This is a genomic window from Paraburkholderia caballeronis, from assembly GCF_900104845.1.
Taxonomy (GTDB): domain Bacteria; phylum Pseudomonadota; class Gammaproteobacteria; order Burkholderiales; family Burkholderiaceae; genus Paraburkholderia; species Paraburkholderia caballeronis.
On the sequence record NZ_FNSR01000002.1, the window covers coordinates 98,398 to 114,098 of the forward strand.

Here is a 15,701-nt window from a genome sequence, read left to right on the forward strand (position 1 = left end):
CACTCAAGCCTGCTCCCAGATCGGGCGATCGCCGCCGTCACCGTCAATCAACATCTCGGCGTAGGCCACGGACGCGCGCCGTGCGTCGCCGGCATTCATGAAAGGACGCTTGACGGGCACCCGGAACAGGCGGCTCCGCGGGCTGTCCATCACGGAATCCGGTTCGCTGATACGGATCGACGCATCGAATCCATCTTCGTAATTGTGGCCAAATCCCGTTTGGGTCGCGCGATGGGGATACACGAGCAGGGATATATCGAGACCTCGATAATGGCGGACGGTTGTCATCAGGTAACTCCTTTTCTGGCCGCAAAAACGCAGCCGGTTTTTCGATTGTTATAGGGATTCAGCCGGAGGCCGATACCCGAAACGGCCGGAGAGCCACTCGCACGTGCGAAGCAGCCCTGCCGAAGATCACCGACGGGAAACCCGGTACACGGGCAACACAGCGATTCAGGCGGTTTTACGTCGGGCCTGCGCGAGCTTCGTGCTTCGCATTGGCAAGCGCCCGGACGACCGGCATACCGCGCTGCCCCGAATTCGCGAAGCGAATCGCCATATCGTCGGGGTGGCGTCCATCGCTCGTGCGACGAAGCCGGTGTTCTGCATCCCCTCACCGCGCGGCGGACAGGCTGGATGGTCGATGAATGTTCTGGAAGCGGGCCACGTACAGTGGAGGAGGAATGAGGCCGATGGCGGTCGTCAGGTCATCTGCTGCAGGATCGATGACGACGCGGACAAGTGATCCGCTTTGCGGGCTTACCGGACCACCATACGCGCGGCGGCATCTTCGGTCAATTCAATTCTGGTAACAGCACCTGCGCCGCCCCGCGCTGCCGGTTTCGGGTTATAGTGGCCCATCCCCTGTGGAGTGACCATCATGTCGACCCGTCCGCTTCTTCTCTACAAGGGGTACGAACTTCATCCCCTCGTTTTCTCCCGCACGTTCAGCCGCTTCGACGGCCATTCCCGTTACGCGGAAGGTTATGACATCGCAGTGCGGATATGCCGCCCGTCCGCGATAGAAACCTCAACCGCAAGCCGCGTCTTCCGGCTGAACCAGCCGAATACCTTCTCCGATTTCGGCATGGCGCGGCGCGCGGCCCGGCAGCAGGGAAAGGACATCGTCGACGGCAAGATCAGCGGAGCGTCGGTCGACGACATATAAAGCGCCGCCGGCGTGCGGCATCTGCCGATTTGCGCAAGCGGCATGTCGCTCTCCCCTCGATTGCCGATTTGACCGTCGTTCATTTCAGAAAGACGATCCTGTCGCGGAGAGCGTTTTTTCAGGCATTTTTTCGTTCGATCGAAAACGGCAAAGGGCCGCGACGAAGCGGGAAACCCAACGCACGTATTCTTCCACTCTGACCATCCTGGTATCGGCCCGTGAGAAATGACGACAATGCGATTCCGCACTACCTCGTGTTACGCACGGGCTTCGAGCCGTATGTCCTGAACGCCGACCGCCATGTCCTGCGCCGCGAGGCGAGCCGCCTCCTCCAATCGTTCGCGAGAACCCGCGGTGCGCCCACCTCGATCGCGGACGATGCATGGAACGACTTTTCCGGCACGGAATCCATTTCACGCTCCGAACGGGCGGAGGTGCGGGCTTACGCCCTGGTTCGCGGGGCCGAAACTGAGCATCAGCTTCGTCTGCTGGTCGCCCTCTGACCGGATCGACGACCCAAAAATTTCGGGATCCGATGGATAAGCGGACGTTTCCACGGAATACGTCCTCGATAGCGCTTCCCTTGCGCATTCACAATATGTAATTGAAAACGCAGACAGTGCGTGTATGCTCCAGCATCCTCGCTGGCAATCGCATAAATGAAACAACTAGTCTTCTGGCTTATGGTGGGCCTGCTTCGCCTGCTATCGGTGCTGCCCTACGGGTGGGTCGCGCGAGCCGGCGGCGCACTGGGCGCGTTGTTGTACCGTATTCCGAGCCGACGCAAGCGCATCGTCCTCGTCAATCTGAATCTGTGCTTTCCGGAAAAAAGCGACGCGGACCGCCACGTGCTGGGCCGCGCGCACTTCCGTCACGTCTTGCGCAGCTATCTGGAGCGAGGCGTGCAATGGTTCGGATCGCACCGGGCGATCGAACGTCTGGTGCAGCTCGAATCGCATATCGACCTCGACGATCCTGACGCGCCCCCCACCATCTTCATGGGATTCCATTTCGTCGCGATCGAGGTCGGCTGCATGCTTTATTCGACCCGTTTTCCCGTCACGGCGCTCTATACGCCGATGTCCGACAAGCGGCTTTGCGCGCTGGCCGCCCGCCAGCGCGGCCGGTTCGGCGCGAGCATGATGCTGCGTTCGAACAGCGCGCGCACGGTGGTCGCTCAATTGCGCACGGGCCAGTCGGTGATGCTGGCGGCCGACATGGATTTCGGCGTCGACAATTCCGTGTTCGCGCCGTTCTTCGGGGTTCCCGCCTGCACGCTGACGTCCGTGTCCCGTCTCGCGCGCCTCGGACGCGCGCGGGTCGTGCCTTTCGTCACGGAAGTGCTGCCCGACTACAGGGGCTACAAGATGACGATCTTCGAGCCGTTGAAGGACTTTCCGTCGGGCGACGACGCCACCGACGCGACCCGCATGAATGCCTTTCTGGAGCAGGAGATCGAGCGCCTGCCCGACCAGTATTATTGGGTGCATCGACGCTTCAAGAATCGTCCGGCCGGCATGCCCTCGGTGTACTAACGCCCGCCAGAGCCGTATCGGGCCGCCAAACGCCCAGTTACCCGGGCAATGCTGATTTTCAGGAGCCGCGTGTATGCCGCTGGTCGATTTCAAATCCGTCGCGGACAGCCTGGCTGCCGCGTGGAAATCTTCCGTCGTCGGTCAAGTGGGCGCCGCGAAAATAAAGGTCCTGAGAATGGACGACCAGCCGTATGGCGAGGAAACGCACGACTACAACGAAGGGTTGCTCGTAGTCGACGGCAAACTGCTTTTGCAGGTCGAACACGAAGCGGTGACCGTGGAGGCCGGCCAGATGTATCTCGCGCCGGCGGGCGTTCCGCATGCGGTTTTACCGGGCAGCCACGGTACGCTGGTGATTATCGACGTGTGAGGCCGGCGAATCAGCCCGCATCGGTCAATCCCATATATTCCGGAACGCAACCGCGACGATCACGGGCACGCACAAAACCAGCGGAATCGCGAAATAAGGCACTTCGAGATCGACCTTCCAGCTATAGATGAGCCAGCCCACGCCGAGGCCGAGCGTCGCGATGCCGACGAGCGCGGTCATCAGGTTCAGCAACCATGTCGGCGGGCGCTTGCGCTTCCTGGTGGACGGAGTGTTCATGGCGACAATCAACAGAAAAAAGACGGGAATGATCGGCTGAATTCTACTCTCCCGCCGGCGGCCCGCTTCCGCGGCCGGATCAACATGACGTCCGACGCAACCGCCAGCGCGCGGCAAGCCCCTATCCTCGACGCCATCACCACCCCGCCCGAGTATCGCGAGACGCCCACCTCACCTGCCCGCGCCGACCGACATAATCCGCAACGTCCCCGCCATCACGCGTTTCGCAGACGATGCATCAACGGCCTGAGCGCCGGATACAGGTCCGCATAGATGCCGAACCGCTCCGCGTAAAGCGCGCGCCGCGACGCGTCGGGCGTCGCCCGCTCGACCAGCGTGATCCATCCGCGCTGCGCAGCCTCGCGCGACACGAGGCCCGCGCCCAGCGCCGCGAGCAGCGCGGCGCCCATCGCCGCCTCGACGTCCTGTTCGATCGTATAGACCGGATAACCGGTGACGTCCGCGATGATCTGCATCCACAGGTCCGAATGCGCGGCGCCGCCGACGACGATCAACCGCTCGTCGAGCCGCTCCGCGCCCTTGCGGCCGGCCTCGATGTTGTGCTGCAACGCGAACGCGACGCCTTCGAGCACCGCGCGATACAGATGCGCGCGCGTGTCGAACAGGTTCAGCCCGACGAACGCGCCGCTCGCCTTCGCATCCCACACGGGGCTGCGCTCGCCCATCAGATACGGCAGGAACATCACGCCGTCCGAGCCGGCCGGCACGCGGGCAGCCGCGTCTTCCAGCAGCCGGTGCGCGTCCCTGTGCGAGGTCGCCTTCGCGGCTTCGATCTGGTCGCGGCAAAACTGGTCGCGAAACCACGCGACCGACGCGCCCGCCGTGCTCGCGCCGCCGAACACATACAGATCGTTCTGGCCGTTGAACACATGCGGCATCGCGACGAGTCCATGGCTCGCATCGACGTGCTGGTTCACGTATCCCCAGCACATGCTGGTGCCGATCATCGCGACGTGCTGGCCGGTCTGCGTGACGCCGGCCGCGAACGTCGCGACCGCCGCGTCGATGCCGCCCGCGACGATCGCAGTGCCGGCGTCGAGTCCCAGTCGCTGCGCGGCCTGCGGCAGCAGCGTGCCGACGACGTCGGTCGAATCGACGAGCCGCTGCGGCATCTTCGTGCGCTCGATGCCGAGCGTGTCGAGCATCTCGCCGGACCATCCGCGCCGCGCGATGTCGTACACGCCGCCGATGTTGCCGGCCGAGCAATGATCGACCGCGACCTCGCCGGTGAGCCGATAGATCACATACGCGTTCGGCGGCAGAAAAAACCGCGTGGCGGCCCACACGTCCGACTCGTTTCCGCGCAGCCATAACATCTTCGTGTAGCCGTAGTAGCTGTCGACGCCGTTGCCGGTGATCGCGCGCAGCCGGTCCATGTCGACGTGCGAGCGTACCCACTCGACCTCGGCGGTGGCGCGGCGGTCCATCCAGATCAGGCACGGATACAGCGGCGCCATGTCCGCGCCGACCGGAATGCCGGACCCGCCGTACAGGCTGCTGATGCAGACGGCCTTGATCGACGCGGCGTCGATGCCCTGTTCCTTCGCGTGCGCGGTCACCTGCGCGATGCACGCAGTCACCGCGTCGAACCACACGGACGCCTGCTGCTCGGCCCACAGCGGCCTGGGCGTATCGGGCTGATAACTCGACGCGTGCTGTGCGACGATCGCGCCGTTGCGGTCCACGAGCAGCGCCTTGGTGCTCTGGGTGCCGATATCCACGCCGATCACATATTCCATGTCGTCTCCATAGATTGCCGGGGCGCGTCATGCGCGCGAACCGTTGATGGGCGGGCCAACGGCGTCGCGGCACGTTGCCGGATGATGCACTGCAAAAAATGCAGCGCCCCGTCGCCTGTCGATCGGAGTGAGCGCTTCAGCGCTTACTCCGATCCCATGCAAGGGGGTTGCTGTCGCGAACATCCTACCTTGCGTCGCGCACAAACGACCACTCCCCCCTCTCATGCCATGCACGCTTTGTCGCGCATCGTCCCTGCGGCGCTTCAACTCCGCCGTTTCAAATCATTTCGCATCGCTCACGATGCAACCGTTTTGCAATCGACGTCAACGTGATTGAAAGCGGAATTTCATACTCGCAAACGTTTTCGCCCGTTTCACAAATGTTTCTTCTGCCGCCGCGAAACTGTGCGCACTCAACGAACCCGCACGGGAATAGCAGATGAAAAAACGATCATTCGTTTCATCGGTTGCGACTGTGTTAGCCGTTGCGTCTGCAACCACGATGCTCGCTGCATGCGGACCCGGAGACGGTTCCGGCGGCGCGGACACCGCTTCTTCATCGAATACACCGAACAACGCCTCTTCGTCATCCTTTGCGCCACAGCAGGCCGCGACGTCGTTCGCGAGTCCGGGTCCCGGCATGCCGCCGGACGCCGGCAGCGGCACCGCGACGGACGCCGGCGACGCGACGCAAAGCGCGCAGGCGAGCGTCGCGGCGGACGGCCAGCAGGTCGCGCCGGTGATGAGCTACGCGCCCGGCGACGGCGACAGCACCCGCAGTCGCTAACCCGGTTCATGGTGCGCATCGCCATGCGCACTGCCCTTCCCCCCACAGCAGAAGGTGATAGACCAATGACTTCAAGCAGCCGTCGCCGTTTCCTGCAAACCGTCGCGTCGTCCGGAGCCGCCGCCGCCGCGATGACCGTGTTCCCCGAATCGATCCGCAACGCGCTCGCGATCCCGGCGTTCTCGCGCACCGGCACGATCCGCGACGTCGAGCACATCGTCGTGTTCATGCAGGAGAACCGTTCGTTCGACCATTATTTCGGCCACCTGCGCGGCGTGCGCGGATACAACGACCGCTTCCCGATCCCGCTGGCGGGCGGCCAGCCGGTCTGGTATCAGCCGTCGAAGGAAGACCCGACGAAGCCGGTCGTGCCGTTCCATCTGAACACGCAGACGACCAGCGCGCAATGCGTCGGCGATCTCGACCACTCGTGGTATCCGACCCACTATGCGATCAACAACGGTCGCATGGACCAGTGGCCCGCGAACAAGACGGACATGACGATGGGCTATCACCTGCGCTCGGACCTGCCGTTCCACTACGCGCTCGCCGATGCGTTCACGGTCTGCGACGCGTACTTCTGCTCGCTGCCGGGGCCGACCCACCCGAACCGCGCGTACCTGATGACCGGCATGGTCGATCCGTCCGGCACGATGGGCGGCCCGCTGCTCGACAACAACGATTACGTGGACGGCGACGGCCCGCCGACCTATCAACTGCTGTCGTGGACCACGTATCCGGAGCGCCTGCAGGCGGCCGGCGTGTCGTGGCAGGTCTACCAGCAGGGCGTGAACGGCGACGATCCGCTGAACGGCAACTACGGCACCAACATCCTGCAGAACTTCGTGAACTTCATCAACGCGCAGCCGGGCTCCGCGCTGTATCAGCGCGCGCAGACGGCGCGCACGATCGCGGACCTGAAGTCCGACGTGCTCGCGAACAGGCTGCCGCAGGTGTCGTGGCTGCTGCCGCCGGCCGCTTACTCGGAGCACCCGAGCTACACCCCGGCCTACGGCGCGGAATACACGTCGCAAATCCTCGACGCGCTGACGTCGAACCCCGAAGTGTGGAGCAAGACCGTGCTCTTCGTGATGTACGACGAGAACGACGGCTTCTTCGACCACGTGGTGCCGCCGCAGCCACCGACGACGTCCGCGCAGGGCCGCTCGACGGTCAGCGTGGAGGGCGAGGTGCATACGGTCGTGAACCCGGGACGCGGCGGCAAGTACACCGCCGACGGCCTGCCATACGGCCTCGGCTCGCGCGTGCCGATGACGATCGTGTCGCCGTGGACGAAGGGCGGCTTCGTGTGCTCGCAGGTGTTCGACCACACGTCGGTGATCCGCTTTATCGAGGAGCGCTTCGGCGTGCACGAGCCGAACATCACCGCGTGGCGTCGCGCGGTGTGCGGCGACCTGACGACCGCATTCGACTTCCGCACGCCGGATTCGTCGGTGCCGCCGCTGCCGGACACGAGCGACTACATGACGATGGCGGACAACCAGTGCAAGACGCAGCCGAAGCCGACCGTGCCGGCGACGCCCGGCACGATCGATCCGCAGGAGCCGGGCATCCGCTATGCGCGCGCGCTGCCGTACGAGCTGCACGTGAACAGCCACGTCGACACGAAGAAGAACACGCTGCAGATCACGTTCGCGAACACCGGCCGCCAGGGCGCGCACTTCTACGTGTACGGCACGAACCGCACCGACGGCCCGTGGCGCTACACGGTCGAGGCCGGCAAGACGCTGTCCGACACGTACGACCTGTCGTCGACGAACGGCGTGTACGCGTTCGAGGTGTACGGCCCGAACGGTTTCGTGCGCAAGTTCGCCGGCACGGCGACGCCCGCGCAGTCGCCCGGCCACGGCATCGGCGCGATCTTCAACCGCGCGCCGCAGCCGGAGATCACCGCGCAATACGACGTCGCGAACGGCAATCTGTTTCTGAAGTTCGCGAACGCGGGCGGCGGCATCGCGCGCCTCACGGTGACGGACAACGCGTATGGCGCGCTGCCGCGTCCGGTGCTGGTGCCGGCGGGCGGCAGCATCGTCGAGCCGTGGGTGCTCGCGGCGAGCCATCACTGGTACGACCTGACCGTCACGAGCCACGACGACGCGAGCTTCTCGCGCCGCGTCGCCGGCCACGTCGAGAACGGCAAGACCAGCATCAGCGACCCGGCCGCCGTCGCGCCGGTCACGAAACTCGCCTGATCCGCAAACGGGCCTGAGCCTCCCCCGCCCCGCGGCCGGCATCCGCCCGGCCGCGGGGCGCTTGCGTTCATTGCGTTCATTGCGTTCATTTGCGCTGCTTCGCGCGCCGTCCGCGCCGCCAGCAGAGGTCGCGCGTCGATGGCACAATGGCCGCTCCGCATCGCCCGGTGCGGCCCGCGGGCGTCGCAGCGAATCCGCTCATCAGCGCATCGCCCGACGCGCGCCGCCGCCCCCGTATTCAACCGTCGAAAAGGACCGCATCATCATGAGTTCCAGCGCAAAGCCCTATCCGGATACCCAGATCTACGTCGACGGCGCATGGCGCGCCGGCGCGAAAACCATTCCGGTGATCGATCCGGCGACCGAGGCCGAGATCGGCCGGCTGAGCCTCGCGAGCGAGAACGATCTGTCCGACGCGGCCGAGGCCGCCGCGCGCGCGTTCCGCGCATGGCGCAAGGTCAGCGCGTTCGAGCGCAGCAAGCTGATGCGCCGCGCCGCGCAACTGCTGCGCGACCGCGCGGAGGAAGTCGCGACGATCATGACGCGCGAGCAGGGCAAGCCGTTCGTCGAGTCGCGCATCGAAACGCTGAACGGCGCGGACACGATCGACTGGTTCGCGGAAGAAGCGCGCCGCACCTATGGCCGCGTGATCCCGTCGCGTTCGGAAGCGGTCCGCCAGATCGTCACGCGCGAGCCGGTCGGCCCGGTCGCCGCGTTCACGCCGTGGAATTTCCCGCTGAACCAGGCGGTGCGCAAGGTGTCGGCCGCGCTCGCGTCGGGCTGCACCGTCGTGCTCAAGGGACCGGAGGAAACGCCGGCCAGCTGCGCGGCGCTCGTGCAGGTCTTTATCGACGCGGGCCTGCCGGCCGGCGTGCTGAACCTCGTGTTCGGCGTGCCCGCCGAGGTGTCGTCGTACCTGATCGCGCATCCGGCGATCCGCAAGATCTCGTTCACCGGCTCGACGCCGGTCGGCAAGCTGCTCGCGGCGAAGGCCGGCGAACACATGAAGCGCGTGACGATGGAACTCGGCGGCCACGCGCCGGCGCTCGTGTTCGCGGACGCCGACGTGCCGCGCGCCGCGAAGCTGCTCGCGGGCGCGAAATTCCGCAACGCCGGCCAGGTGTGCATCTCGCCGACGCGCTTCCTCGTCGAGGACGCGGCCTATGACGAGTTCGTCGAGCACTTCGTCGCCGCGACGCGCGCGATCAAGGTCGGCAACGGCCTCGAAGACGGCGTGCAGATGGGGCCGCTCGCGAACGACCGCCGCCTCGCCGCGATGGAGCGCATCGTCGCCGACGCGCGCGAGCACGGCGCGAAGGTGCAAACCGGCGGCGAGCGCGTCGGCCGCGAAGGCTACTTCTTCGCGCCGACCGTGCTGACCGACGTGCCGCTGTCCGCGCGGATCATGCAGGAAGAGCCGTTCGGCCCGGTCGCGCCGGTGTCGCGCTTCGGCAGCTACGACGAAGTGATCGCCGAGGCGAACCGCTTGCCGTACGGCCTCGCCGCGTATGCGTACACGCGCTCGGCGGCGACGTCGGCCGCGTTGTCCGACGACATCGAAAGCGGCATGCTGTCGATCAACCACCACGGCCTCGGCCTCGCGGAAACGCCGTTCGGCGGCGTGAAGGAGTCGGGCTACGGCTCGGAAGGCGGCACCGAGGCAATGGAAGCGTACCTGGTCACGAAGCTCGTCACCGAGCATCGCTGATCCGGGTTCACGCGCCGCGCGGCGCGGGTCCGGCACGCAATGGTGCGTTATCCCCCGGACCCTTCGCGCGGCAATTGCGGCAACCCGTCCGCGATGACCACCCACGCGAGCTTCTGCGACACCCACGTGTGACGTTCCGGCGGCACGTCGTCGGGCCGGTCGAGGCTCGCGGTCGCGACGTCGATCTCGTCCGGCAGCGCCGCGTTCCGGTACGTGAGCGGCGTGCCGCAGTCCGCGCAGAACGAACGCACGACGCCGGGGCTCGACACGTAGTCGCGCGGCGCGCCGGACACGAAGCGGAACGCGGCGCGCATCACCGAGAACCACGCGACGTACGGCGCGGCCGCCGCGCGGCGGCAATCGGCACAATGACACGCGGTGGTGTAGAACGGCGCCCCGGATACTTCGTAGCGCACGCGGCCGCACAGGCAGCCTCCGTTCAGCGACATCGTTTTCTCCTTTCGTCCGGCGACGGCGGCGGCATCGCGCCGCCGCCCGCGTCACGTTATTTTCCGTTGCGCGCGCGGGCCTGATCGGCCAGTTCGCGATAGTCGTAGGTCGGATAAAACTCGGTCCGGTAGCCGCCCCACGCGGTGTCCTCGATCACGCGGTTCACCTCGCGCAGCTTGTTCGCCGGCACGCGCAGCGTGACGACCTGGCCGATCCCCATCATCACGTACCACGACACCACCTCGACGCCGGGCGGCGGAAACGCCTTGTAGAACCCCTGGTCCGCGAGTTCCTGGTTGATCTTCGGCAGCGGCTTCGACTGGTCGTGACGGAAGAACACCGTCAGCAGGATCGAGCCGTCCTGGCTCGCGGGCGGCGGCGTCTGCGCGAACGACGACGCGGGTCCCGCGAGCGCGGCAAGCAGGCTCGCGACGGCAGCCAGTCTTCGGACCTTCGGCATCTTCTTCTCTCCTTTCTGAAACGATGGTGGGTGCGAAAATCATCGGGTAGGCGCGATGCCGCGCGGATCAGCGCGCGCCATGCGGCTGTGTCGCGCCAGCGGAACCCGCCGGCGCGCATCGAGCGAACCAGTCGTCGATGCGCCGCGCGACGTCCGCGCGCGACGCCTCGTCCAGATGCAGGCCGAGCTTCGAGCGCCGCCACAGCACGTCGTCCGCGCAACGCGCCCATTCATGGTCGCGCAGATAGCGTAATTCCGCTTCGTGAAGCCCCGGTGCATACGCAATGCCGAGATCGATGTGGCTGCCCTTCACGAGCCGCACGCGATGCGCCGCACGCTGCCCGAGCGCATGGTCGAGCACGTCGTTCACCCACGGCCCCGCCGCGTTGACGATCGAGCGAACTCGCACGTCGAACCCGCGGCCGTCCGCGCCGGCAAGCTGCGCATCCCATCCATCGCCCTCGCGGCTCGCATGAACGAGCCGCGTGCGCGTGAACACGCGCGCGCCGCGCTCGCGCGCATCGATCGCGTTCGCGACGACGAGGCGCGCATCGTCGACCCGGCCGTCCGCATACACGAACCCGCGCCGGATCGATTCGACAAGCGGCGCGCCGGCCGGATGCCGCCGCAGCGCGATCGCATGCGAAGGCGGCAGCAGTTCGCGGCGCGCAAGGTGGTCGTACAGGTAAAGGCCGGCGCGAATCAGCCAGGCGGGGCGCAGCGCATGCACGTGAGGCATCACGAACGACAGCGGGCGGATCAGATGCGGAGCCGCGCGCAGCAGCGTCTCGCGCTCCTGCAACGCCTTGCGGACCAGCGCGAACTCGCGATGTTCGAGGTAGCGCAGCCCGCCGTGTATCAGCTTCGTGCTCGCGGACGACGTATGCGACGCGAGATCGTCGCGCTCCACCAGCAGCGCGGACAGCCCGCGCCCGGCCGCGTCGCGCGCGATGCCGGCGCCGTTGATGCCGCCGCCCACCACCAGCACGTCGAACCGCCGGTCCTGCTCCACGCGCGTCTCCCGGGTTGCGATCGACCGGACGCGAAGGTTCGCCGCCCGTCAACGCATGCTAACGAATCGTCGACGCGCGCGCAAAGCGCGCCTTCGCACGACGCGGCCCGATCGATCAACCGCGCGGCGGGCAACGGTCCCTTACTGGCCGAAGGGTATTTGCGCGCGCAGACCCGGTGATACATATAACGCCCACGCCGCCACCGGACGGCGCAGTCCGGCGACCTCGCCACACGATCACAACCACAACATACGACCAAGCAGCCATGCCACGCGCCCGCCCCTTCCCGCCCGCGAACGGAGACCGTAACCGCCGCCATCCCGCTCACCGCCGGTTGTCCCGCCGCCTCGGCCGGCGCTGTCGTTATCCGGCGCTCGTGCTGCTCGCGGCCGCCTCGCCGCTCGCCCATGCGGACGGATCGGTGCGGCTGTCCGGCCTGATCGACGCCGGCGTCGCTTACGTGAGCGACGCCGGCAACACCGCCGGCCACGAAAGCGCATGGCAGGCGAAGAACGGCGACATCAACATCAGCCGCTGGGCGCTGTCCGGCGAAGAACCGCTCAGCCCCGACCTGACCGCGCTGTTCACGCTGACGAACGGCTTCTCGACGATGGCCGGCACGCTCGCGCAGCAGGGCCGGCTGTTCGGCTTCCAGTCGTATCTCGGGCTCGCGTCGAAAAGCGCCGGCACGGTGACGCTCGGCCGCCAGTTCGACGCGGTCGTCACCTACGTGGAGCCGTTCTCGCTCGGCGGCACCGGCGATGGCGGCACCGCGTTCGCGCATCCGTACGACAACGACAACCTCGACAACTACACGCGCACCAACAACTCGATCAAGTACGCGAGCCCGGAACTGCACGGCTTCACGTTCGGCGGCACCTACGGCTTCTCGAACAAGGCGGGCGCGTTCGCGGACAGCCGCGAATACAGCGTCGGCGGCGGTTATCGCTACGGCAGGCTGCGGCTCGGCGCGGGGTACTTCCAGTTCGATCACGCGTCGAACGCGGCGAGCGCGAACGCCGACGGCGCGGAGCCGGCGGGCGCGCCGTTCAACGCGGACCGGCAGCGCACGTGGGGCGTCGGCGGCAACTACCAGTTCGAACGCTTCACCGTCGGCCTCGTGCTGAGCGAGACGCGGCTCGACAATGTCACGTCGATCAACAACGTCGCCGACACCGCGATCGCGTTGCCGAACGACGACGTGCGCTTCGACAACGTCGAGGTCAACGCGCGTTATTACTTCACGCCGCGCTGGCACGTGTCGGCCGGCTACACGTTCACGTATGGCCGCTTCGATACGCCGGACGGCGTGCGTTATCCGAAGTGGCATCAGGTGAACGTGCTGAACACCTATGCGCTGTCGACGCGCACCGACGTGTACGCGGAACTGCTGTACCAGCGCGCGAACCAGCTCGAAGGCACCGGCATCCAGGGCGCGCAGATCTCGAACTTCTCGCGCGCGTCCGGCGCGAATCAGCTCGTCGCCGCGCTCGGGCTGCGGCACCGGTTCTGATCGGATCGCCGATCGAAGCGAACGCCCGGCGAACGTCCGGCGTTCGAGCATGGATCGCGCCGCGACAGCGACCGCGACGGAATAAATCCGCACGCCGTCATGTTGGCGCCAGTATCGGCCGCTGCGGCCGTTCACTGGAGCGATCATGCACGACACCGCCCGCGCGCGCCTTCATCCTCCGCGCGCGCCCTTCCCGCCGCACGCGCTGCCGTTCGCCCAGGGCGAACGGCACGGAGCGCCACGATGACGCGCCCGACGATCTGCGTGCCGTGCCGGCTGGCCGCGATCGCAGCCGCGGTCGGCTGCGCAGCCGCCGCGTTCGCATGGACCGCCGGCTGGCTCACGCCGGAGCGGCTCACCGCGCCGCACATCATCAATACGTTCGAGCGCAACTACGGCGTGCATCCGGGCTACCGGCGCAATCATGCGAAGGGGCTGTGCGTCGAGGGCTGGTTCGACAGCAACGGCAACGGCACCGACGTGTCGCGCGCGGCGGTGTTCGCGCCGCAACAGCGCACGCCGGTGATCGGCCGCTTCGCGATCCCGGGCAGCAATCCGTCCGCGCCGGACGCGAGCGTGCCGGTGCGCAGCCTCGCGCTGCTGTTCAGGTTGAGCGACGGCGAGCAATGGCGAACCGGCATGAACTCGACGCCGGTGTTCGCGGTGCATACGCCGCAGCAGTTCTATGCGCAACTCGTCGCGTCGAAGCCCGATCCCGCGACCGGCAAACCGGACCCGCAGAAACTCGCCGCGTTCTTCCGCGCGAATCCGGACACGCAGCCGTTCCGGCAATGGGTGTCCACGCATCCGCAATCGTCGAGCTTCGCGAACACCGCGTTCTACGGGATCAACGCGTTCATCGCGACCGATGCCGCCGGCGCGACGCATGCGGTGCGCTGGCAGGTCGTGCCCGATACGCCGTTCGAAGCGGAAACCGCCGCTCAAAAAACGCAGCCGGACTTCCTTGCTAACGATCTCGACACGCGGCTCGCGGCGGGACCTTTGCGCTGGCATCTGATCCTGACCGTCGCCGCGCCCGGCGATCCGACCGACGACGCGACGCAGCAGTGGCCCGACACGCGCGAGCGGATCGACGCCGGCACGCTGGTGCTGCAACAGGCGTCGCCGCAAAGCGAAGGCCAATGCCGCGACGTGAACTACGACCCGACCGTGCTGCCGGACGGCCTGAAGCCGTCCGACGACCCGCTGCTCGCCGCGCGTTCGGCTGCGTATGCGGTGTCGTTCAACCGCCGCACGCGCGAAGAAGCGACCGGCGCGGCGCAGGCCATGCACGCCGCGCCCTCTCCTGGAGACCCGCACCGATGAACCGCGAAACGCTTCATTTCAGCCCCGCCGCGCGGCTGCTGCACTGGCTGATGGCCGTGCTGATCGTGACGATGCTGTTCGTCGGCGTCGGGATGGTCTCGACGGTGTCGCAACTGCACGACACGCTGCTGGCCTTGCATCGTCCGCTCGGCATCGCGCTGCTCGCGCTCGTCGTGATCCGCGCGGGCGTGCGCGTGACGCGCGGCACGCCGCCGTTGCCCGACGACATGCCGAAGTGGCAGCACGCAGCCGCAAAGGCATCGCACTACGCGCTGTACGCGATGATGGCCGCGATGCCGCTGATCGGCTGGGCGATGCTGTCGGCCGGCGGTTATCCGGTCGTGCTCGCGCCCGGCGTGCAACTGCCGCCGATCGCGCCGCACAACGTGACGCTCTATGCGGTGTTGCGCGCCGCGCACACGTGGGTCGCGCTCGCGTTGTACGCGGCCGTGCTGCTGCATCTGGCGGCCGCGCTGTTTCATGCGCTGGTGCGGCGCGACGGCGTATTCGCGAGCATGGCGCGCGGCGGCGGACACGACGAGGTTTAGCGTCGCGGGTCGATTTCGGTTGTCGGCGGCGTCGAAACTCCGTAGCGACTGTGTATGACGCGACGGTTCGCGGTAAGATCGCCGCACACCGCCTATCGCCCACCCGCTACGGAGCCGCCGTGCATCCCGACGAAGCCTTCCTGAATCTCGCCCGCGAGCACTCGTTTCCCGTCGACGAGGAAATCAAGGTCGGCGGCAAGTACGCGCCGATCGTGATCGACGGCGGCCACGCGTATATTTCCGGCCAGATTCCGCGCATCGGCGACCGGGTCCATTACGTCGGCGTCGTCGGCGCGGATCTTTCGCTCGACGACGCGCGGCGCGCGGCGACCGTCTCGACGCTGCGGGCGCTCGCGCTCGTGCGCGGGACGCTCGGCACGCTGGCCGGCGTCGTATCGGCGCCGCGAATAACCGTGTTCGTGCGCAGCGCGCCGGATTTCACGCAGCAGAGCGAAGTAGCGGACGGCGCGTCCGAAGCGTTGTATGCGGTGCTCGGCCCGATCGGCATCCATACGCGCACGTCGGTCGGCGTGCTGCAATTGCCGAAGGGCGCGGCGGTCGAGATCGACTTCGTGTTCGGCATCGGCTCCAATCACTGACCCGCAAACCGCCG

At 66.9% G+C, this 15,701-nt stretch carries 18 protein-coding genes and 1 pseudogene; 12 read left to right on the forward strand and 7 right to left on the reverse strand.

The window, feature by feature from the left end; translation table 11 throughout:
- Positions 1-3: 3 nt before the first annotated feature.
- Positions 4-288, reverse strand: a complete 285-nt coding sequence (locus BLV92_RS17005; RefSeq protein WP_090547283.1) for a hypothetical protein — start codon at positions 286-288, stop codon at positions 4-6.
- A gap of 103 nt (positions 289-391) precedes the next feature.
- Between BLV92_RS17005 and BLV92_RS31605 the strand changes: the two genes are divergently transcribed.
- From BLV92_RS31605 to BLV92_RS17025, 5 genes are all read left to right on the forward strand, one after another.
- Positions 392-745, forward strand: a complete 354-nt coding sequence (locus BLV92_RS31605) for a hypothetical protein (protein WP_143040692.1) — start codon at positions 392-394, stop codon at positions 743-745.
- Positions 746-880: 135 nt separating this feature from the next.
- Positions 881-1,168 (forward strand): hypothetical protein, encoded by a 288-nt coding sequence (locus tag BLV92_RS17010; protein ID WP_090547285.1) that lies wholly within the window; start codon positions 881-883, stop codon positions 1,166-1,168.
- A gap of 218 nt (positions 1,169-1,386) precedes the next feature.
- Complete coding sequence (locus BLV92_RS17015; RefSeq protein ID WP_090547286.1) at positions 1,387-1,671, forward strand: hypothetical protein; 285 nt, start codon at positions 1,387-1,389, stop codon at positions 1,669-1,671.
- A gap of 156 nt (positions 1,672-1,827) precedes the next feature.
- Positions 1,828-2,703, forward strand: a complete 876-nt coding sequence (locus tag BLV92_RS17020; RefSeq protein ID WP_090547288.1) for a lipid A biosynthesis lauroyl acyltransferase — start codon at positions 1,828-1,830, stop codon at positions 2,701-2,703.
- Between the two features lie 73 nt (positions 2,704-2,776).
- A complete protein-coding gene (locus tag BLV92_RS17025; RefSeq protein ID WP_090547290.1) occupies positions 2,777-3,073 on the forward strand; it encodes a cupin domain-containing protein in 297 nt (98 codons plus the stop codon).
- Between the two features lie 24 nt (positions 3,074-3,097).
- Here BLV92_RS17025 and BLV92_RS17030 read toward each other — a convergent pair whose 3' ends face one another.
- The 3 genes from BLV92_RS17030 to BLV92_RS31610 form a co-directional block, all read right to left on the reverse strand.
- Complete coding sequence (locus tag BLV92_RS17030) at positions 3,098-3,310, reverse strand: hypothetical protein (RefSeq protein ID WP_090547291.1); 213 nt, start codon at positions 3,308-3,310, stop codon at positions 3,098-3,100.
- A gap of 215 nt (positions 3,311-3,525) precedes the next feature.
- Positions 3,526-5,070, reverse strand: a complete 1,545-nt coding sequence (locus BLV92_RS17035) for an FGGY-family carbohydrate kinase (RefSeq protein WP_090547293.1) — start codon at positions 5,068-5,070, stop codon at positions 3,526-3,528.
- Between the two features lie 324 nt (positions 5,071-5,394).
- Positions 5,395-5,712, reverse strand: a complete 318-nt coding sequence (locus BLV92_RS31610; RefSeq protein ID WP_134044873.1) for a hypothetical protein — start codon at positions 5,710-5,712, stop codon at positions 5,395-5,397.
- Between BLV92_RS31610 and BLV92_RS32120 the strand changes: the two genes are divergently transcribed.
- From BLV92_RS32120 to BLV92_RS17045, 3 genes are all read left to right on the forward strand, one after another.
- Complete coding sequence (locus BLV92_RS32120; protein WP_167627105.1) at positions 5,711-5,857, forward strand: hypothetical protein; 147 nt, start codon at positions 5,711-5,713, stop codon at positions 5,855-5,857. The two genes, BLV92_RS31610 and BLV92_RS32120, sit on opposite strands and share 2 nt — an antisense overlap.
- Before the next feature lie 65 nt (positions 5,858-5,922).
- Positions 5,923-8,070: a phosphocholine-specific phospholipase C gene (locus tag BLV92_RS17040; protein ID WP_090547294.1), complete on the forward strand. Its 2,148-nt coding sequence runs from the start codon at positions 5,923-5,925 to the stop codon at positions 8,068-8,070.
- Between the two features lie 265 nt (positions 8,071-8,335).
- The gene (locus tag BLV92_RS17045; protein ID WP_090547296.1) at positions 8,336-9,778 is read left to right on the forward strand and encodes an NAD-dependent succinate-semialdehyde dehydrogenase; all 1,443 of its coding nucleotides are present in this window, start codon (positions 8,336-8,338) and stop codon (positions 9,776-9,778) included.
- A 47-nt stretch (positions 9,779-9,825) separates the two neighbouring features.
- Here BLV92_RS17045 and BLV92_RS17050 read toward each other — a convergent pair whose 3' ends face one another.
- From BLV92_RS17050 to glpD, 3 genes and pseudogenes are all read right to left on the reverse strand, one after another.
- Positions 9,826-10,227 (reverse strand): GFA family protein, encoded by a 402-nt coding sequence (locus tag BLV92_RS17050; RefSeq protein ID WP_090547297.1) that lies wholly within the window; start codon positions 10,225-10,227, stop codon positions 9,826-9,828.
- Between the two features lie 56 nt (positions 10,228-10,283).
- Positions 10,284-10,688, reverse strand: a complete 405-nt coding sequence (locus tag BLV92_RS17055; RefSeq protein WP_090547299.1) for a hypothetical protein — start codon at positions 10,686-10,688, stop codon at positions 10,284-10,286.
- Between the two features lie 241 nt (positions 10,689-10,929).
- Positions 10,930-11,700 (reverse strand): annotated as a pseudogene (gene glpD, locus BLV92_RS17060) (glycerol-3-phosphate dehydrogenase); the annotation flags it as partial.
- A gap of 377 nt (positions 11,701-12,077) precedes the next feature.
- On the opposite strand from glpD, the gene BLV92_RS17065 reads away from it, so the two are divergent.
- The 4 genes from BLV92_RS17065 (at position 12,078) to BLV92_RS17080 (ending at position 15,687) form a co-directional block, all read left to right on the forward strand.
- Complete coding sequence (locus BLV92_RS17065) at positions 12,078-13,214, forward strand: porin (RefSeq protein WP_243843809.1); 1,137 nt, start codon at positions 12,078-12,080, stop codon at positions 13,212-13,214.
- Between the two features lie 243 nt (positions 13,215-13,457).
- Positions 13,458-14,540, forward strand: coding sequence for a catalase family peroxidase (locus tag BLV92_RS17070; protein WP_090547303.1), 1,083 nt, complete (start codon positions 13,458-13,460; stop codon positions 14,538-14,540).
- Positions 14,537-15,088 carry a cytochrome b gene (locus tag BLV92_RS17075; protein WP_090547304.1) on the forward strand — a complete coding sequence of 184 codons (552 nt, stop codon included), beginning with the start codon at positions 14,537-14,539 and terminating at the stop codon, positions 15,086-15,088. The genes BLV92_RS17070 and BLV92_RS17075 overlap by 4 nt, the downstream gene beginning before the upstream one ends.
- Before the next feature lie 119 nt (positions 15,089-15,207).
- Positions 15,208-15,687, forward strand: a complete 480-nt coding sequence (locus tag BLV92_RS17080) for a RidA family protein (protein WP_090547306.1) — start codon at positions 15,208-15,210, stop codon at positions 15,685-15,687.
- Positions 15,688-15,701: the final 14 nt, after the last annotated feature.

Coding starts and splice junctions, on each gene's coding strand:
- BLV92_RS17005 (WP_090547283.1), bottom strand. CDS start 288: ATGACAACCGTCCGCCATTATCGAGGTCTCGATATATCCCTGCTCGTG.
- BLV92_RS17010 (WP_090547285.1), top strand. CDS start 881: ATGTCGACCCGTCCGCTTCTTCTCTACAAGGGGTACGAACTTCATCCC.
- BLV92_RS17020 (WP_090547288.1), top strand. CDS start 1,828: ATGAAACAACTAGTCTTCTGGCTTATGGTGGGCCTGCTTCGCCTGCTA.
- BLV92_RS17025 (WP_090547290.1), top strand. CDS start 2,777: ATGCCGCTGGTCGATTTCAAATCCGTCGCGGACAGCCTGGCTGCCGCG.
- BLV92_RS17030 (WP_090547291.1), bottom strand. CDS start 3,310: ATGAACACTCCGTCCACCAGGAAGCGCAAGCGCCCGCCGACATGGTTG.
- BLV92_RS17035 (WP_090547293.1), bottom strand. CDS start 5,070: ATGGAATATGTGATCGGCGTGGATATCGGCACCCAGAGCACCAAGGCG.
- BLV92_RS32120 (WP_167627105.1), top strand. CDS start 5,711: ATGCCGCCGGACGCCGGCAGCGGCACCGCGACGGACGCCGGCGACGCG.
- BLV92_RS31610 (WP_134044873.1), bottom strand. CDS start 5,712: ATGCCGGGACCCGGACTCGCGAACGACGTCGCGGCCTGCTGTGGCGCA.
- BLV92_RS17040 (WP_090547294.1), top strand. CDS start 5,923: ATGACTTCAAGCAGCCGTCGCCGTTTCCTGCAAACCGTCGCGTCGTCC.
- BLV92_RS17045 (WP_090547296.1), top strand. CDS start 8,336: ATGAGTTCCAGCGCAAAGCCCTATCCGGATACCCAGATCTACGTCGAC.
- BLV92_RS17050 (WP_090547297.1), bottom strand. CDS start 10,227: ATGTCGCTGAACGGAGGCTGCCTGTGCGGCCGCGTGCGCTACGAAGTA.
- BLV92_RS17055 (WP_090547299.1), bottom strand. CDS start 10,688: ATGCCGAAGGTCCGAAGACTGGCTGCCGTCGCGAGCCTGCTTGCCGCG.
- BLV92_RS17070 (WP_090547303.1), top strand. CDS start 13,458: ATGACGCGCCCGACGATCTGCGTGCCGTGCCGGCTGGCCGCGATCGCA.
- BLV92_RS17075 (WP_090547304.1), top strand. CDS start 14,537: ATGAACCGCGAAACGCTTCATTTCAGCCCCGCCGCGCGGCTGCTGCAC.